The sequence below is a fragment of the Bradyrhizobium sp. genome (assembly GCF_030646015.1).
Lineage (GTDB): Bacteria > Pseudomonadota > Alphaproteobacteria > Rhizobiales > Xanthobacteraceae > Bradyrhizobium.
In genome coordinates this window covers 1-3,714 of the sequence record NZ_JAUSLT010000092.1, presented here as the reverse complement: position 1 = coordinate 3,714, position 3,714 = coordinate 1, and the positions used below count along the sequence as shown (strand labels likewise).

The 3,714-nt window shown below is 64.4% G+C and carries 3 protein-coding genes and 1 pseudogene; 3 read left to right on the top strand and 1 reads right to left on the bottom strand.

Annotation, left to right across the window (positions count from 1 at the left end):
* From Q7T45_RS14780 to Q7T45_RS14770, 3 genes and pseudogenes are all read left to right on the top strand, one after another.
* Positions 1 to 403, top strand: a pseudogene (locus Q7T45_RS14780) (leucyl aminopeptidase); the annotation flags it as partial.
* A gap of 21 nt (positions 404 to 424) precedes the next feature.
* Entirely contained in the window at positions 425 to 877 is a 453-nt protein-coding gene (locus Q7T45_RS14775) for a DNA polymerase III subunit chi (protein ID WP_304871685.1), read from the top strand.
* A gap of 134 nt (positions 878 to 1,011) precedes the next feature.
* Complete coding sequence (locus Q7T45_RS14770; RefSeq protein WP_370691278.1) at positions 1,012 to 1,563, top strand: hypothetical protein; 552 nt, start codon at positions 1,012 to 1,014, stop codon at positions 1,561 to 1,563.
* A 26-nt stretch (positions 1,564 to 1,589) separates the two neighbouring features.
* Here the strand turns inward: Q7T45_RS14770 and Q7T45_RS14765 are convergent, their stop codons facing one another.
* Positions 1,590 to 3,467: an ABC-F family ATP-binding cassette domain-containing protein gene (locus tag Q7T45_RS14765; RefSeq protein ID WP_304871684.1), complete on the bottom strand. Its 1,878-nt coding sequence runs from the start codon at positions 3,465 to 3,467 to the stop codon at positions 1,590 to 1,592.
* Positions 3,468 to 3,714: the final 247 nt, after the last annotated feature.

Genomic DNA, 3,714 nt, shown 5'->3' with positions numbered 1-3,714 from the left:
ATTCATGGTCGACCTGGCAACGCTGACCGGCGCCATCATGGTGGCGCTCGGCACCGAATATGCCGGCATGTTTTCCAACAACGACGAACTGGCCGAACGGCTGACCAAGGTCGGACTTGAGACCGGGGAACGGGTGTGGCGCATGCCGCTGGGCCCCGAATACGACAAGCAGATCGATTCGCAGTTCGCCGATGTGAAGAACGCCGGCGTCCGCAATGGCGGTTCGATCACCGCCGCCCAGTTCCTGCAGCGCTTTGTCGACGACACGCCGTGGGCGCATCTCGATATCGCGGGAACCGCGATGGGTGCGCCGAAGTCCGAGATCAATCACAGCTGGGGCTCGGGCTATGGCGTGCGTCTGCTGGAGCGGCTGGTGGCGGAGTACTACGAAGGCAAGAAATAACCGAGGAATAGCTGAAATCCGATGACGGAAGTTCTGTTCTACCATCTGCAGGACATGTTGCTCGAGAACGTGCTGCCACCGTTGCTGGAGAAGTCGCTGGAGCGCGGCTGGCGGGTGGTGGTGCAATCGACATCGGAAGAGCGCGCGGACGCGCTCGACGCCCATCTGTGGACCTATCGCGACGATTCGTTCCTGCCGCACGCCACCTGGCGCGCGGCCGACGCTGAGGATCAGCCGATCCTGCTGGCGGTGGAGGAGGGCAACCCGAACCGGGCCAATGTGAGGTTTCTGATCGACAGCGCCGCGCTGCCGGCGGATTGCGAGGCCTACGACCGCCTGGTTCTGGTCTTCAATGGCGACGACGACAACGCGCTCGGCGCTGCGCGGGGGGCCTGGACCGACTGCAAGTCGCGGGGGTTCGAGGTCACCTACTGGCAGGCCGACGAGCGCGGCCGGTGGCAGCGGCGGAATTAGCGATATACGGCAATTAATGATAATCTTCGGTTTCGGCGGGTGTCGGCCCCGTGGGCTTGGACATAGTCACGCTCATGCCGCAAAGTGATGGTGGGACAACCGCTTAGACGACAGGGTTGGGAATTCGGTCAATCGTGCGAGACAAAAACCTTCATCGCAAACGCCTGCTGGCGTTGCTCCTGCTGGCCCCCCTGATGGCGGGCTGCACGAGCGCGTTCCAGTCGGGCTCCGATCTCCTGTCGAAAGACGCGGAATGGTTTTCCCGTTCCGGCAGGCTGTTCATCAGGAACGTTTCGATCGAGACGTTGCCCCTGACCCCCGACAAGCCGGTGACGGCGGAAGATCTGGTGAGCGCCGATGGCGGCTGTCCGGGCATGGCGCCTCCGGGTTCGGATGCCAACGCCCTGACCGACGGCGCGGCCGGCGCGCCGGTGCCCTCGACCCGGGGAACCGTCGCGCTCGGCCATACCGAATGCGACGTCGTGCGCGGCATCGGCGTACCCGATAGCGTCAACCTCTCGAACAATGCGCGCGGCGACCGCGTGGCGGTGGTCAACTATTCGCGCGGGCAGCGCGCTGGAATCTACACCTTCACCGCGGGCCGCCTGAGCTCGATCGAGCGCGGCGCCGAACCGGCCCCGCCGCCGCGAACGGCGAAACCGAAGAAGAAGCCGGCCGCGACCTGATGCTGGTCCGCACGCCGTGAACCGGCTCAGCCGGTCGCCTGATCATATTGCGAGCTTGCCGCCAGCCATTCTTCCTCGGCGCGCTGCAGCGCGCTCTGGGCGCCGGCCCGTGCCTTGCCGAGCTGGGCCGCCTGCTTGGGATCGCGCTTGAACAGATCCGGCAGCGCCAGCGCGGTGTCGATCTTGGAAATGATGCCGTTGATGCGCGCGATCTCGGCCTCGGCATCCGATATTTTCTGCTTCAGCGGGATGCGCTTCTCGCCCTTGTTGCGCGCGGGCTTGTCGCGGCCGTCGCCGCGATCATTATCGCCCCGGTCGCGCGAATTGGTGCGCATGCCGCGCGCCGACAGCACCATGCGGCGGTAATCGTCGAGGTCGCCGTCATAGGGGGTGACCGCGTGATCGGCGACCACCCATAATTGATCGGCGCAGGCCTCGATCAGATAGCGGTCATGGGAGACCATGATGACGGCGCCGGGATATTCGTTGATCGCTTCGGCAAGGGCCGCGCGGCTGTCGATGTCCAGATGGTTGGTCGGCTCGTCGAGAATGATCATGTTGGGACCGAAGAAGGTCGCCAGTCCCAGCAGCAACCGCGCTTTTTCGCCGCCCGACAGGCTTTTCACCTTGGTGTCGCCGGCCTTGCCGGAAAAGCCGATCGCGCCGGTGCGCCCGCGCACCTTGGTTTCGGTGGCGTCCGGCATCAGCTTGCGGACGTGATCGTAGGGCGAGCCGTCGAGATTGAGTTCGTCGACCTGGTGCTGCGCGAAATAGCCGACCGACAGCTTTTCGGCGCGGGTGACGTGACCGGAGAACGGCGCCAGCTTGTTGGCCAGCAGCTTGACCAGCGTCGACTTGCCGTTGCCGTTGGAGCCGAGCAAAGCGATGCGGTCGTCGGTGTCGATGCGCAGGGTAACGCGGTTGAGCACCGGTTTCTTCGGGTCGTAGCCGACCGAGACGTTGTCGACCGCGATGATCGGCGGCGACAGCATTTTCTCCGGCACCGGAAAGGAAATTTCGCGCACGTCCTGCGTCACAAGTGCTGTGACCGGCTTCATCCGTTCCAGCATCTTGACGCGCGACTGCGCCTGGCGGGCTTTCGAGGCCTTGGCCTTGAAGCGATCGACAAAGGCCTGCAGCCGCTTGCGTTCGTCCATCTGCCGCTTGGCATGCTTGGCGTCGAGCATCTCGCGGGTGGCGCGCTGCTCCTCGAACGACGAGTAGGTGCCCTTGTAGAGCGTCAGCTTGGTGCGATCGAGGTGCAGGATCTGGTCGACCGAGGTGTCGAGCAGGTCACGGTCATGGCTGATGACGATCACCGTGCGCGGATAGTTCGCCAGATGATCCTCGAGCCACAGCGTGCCTTCGAGGTCGAGGTAGTTGGTGGGCTCGTCCAGCAGCAGAAGATCGGGCGCCGAAAACAATGTGGCCGCCAGTGCGACGCGCATGCGCCAGCCGCCGGAAAACTCCGAACAGGATCTCGCCTGGTCGGCGGTGGAAAATCCAAGGCCGCTGAGGATCGCGGCGGCGCGGGCCGGCGCCGAATGCGCGTCGATGTCGACGAGCCGGGTCTGGATGTCGGCGATTCGCGAAGGGTCGTGCGCGGTCTCGGCTTCGGCCAGCAGCGCGTCGCGCTCCAGGTCGGCCTTCAGCACGACCGAGATCAAGCTCTCGGGGCCGTCGGGCGCTTCCTGCGCGAGACTGCCGATACGCCAGCGCGGGGGGATCGAGATGGAACCGGTTTCGGTCGGCAGCTCGCCACGGATCGCATGGAACAGCGTCGATTTACCGACGCCATTGCGGCCGACAAAACCCACGCGTGCGCCGGGCACGATTTGAACCGAGCTGTTGTCGATCAAAAGCCGTCCGGCAATCCGGACCGAGATATCGGTGATTGAAAGCATGCGGGCTTTTCACCGGTGCCGTCCCAAAACGCAACCCGTTAATTGCGCGAAATGGAGGCTGCGCGGCGGCTGGTACCGCAATAGGGCCTAATTCGGAAGCATTTGGCGGCCGCCGGCGTCCTGTTTGCGCAGTTCATTCATCAGATCTGCCAGATGGGAGGGGAGTTCGGATTCCAGCGGGCGGAGGTGTTGCTGCAGCCGTTCGCCCACGGCATGGCAAATCGATCGGCTGGTCTTGCGATCGATC

What these genes read in the sequence shown, in the direction of transcription:
- Q7T45_RS14775 (WP_304871685.1), top strand. Translation starts at nt 425, where the DNA reads ATGACGGAAGTTCTGTTCTACCATCTGCAGGACATGTTGCTCGAGAAC.
- Q7T45_RS14765 (WP_304871684.1), bottom strand. Translation starts at nt 3,467, where the DNA reads ATGCTTTCAATCACCGATATCTCGGTCCGGATTGCCGGACGGCTTTTG.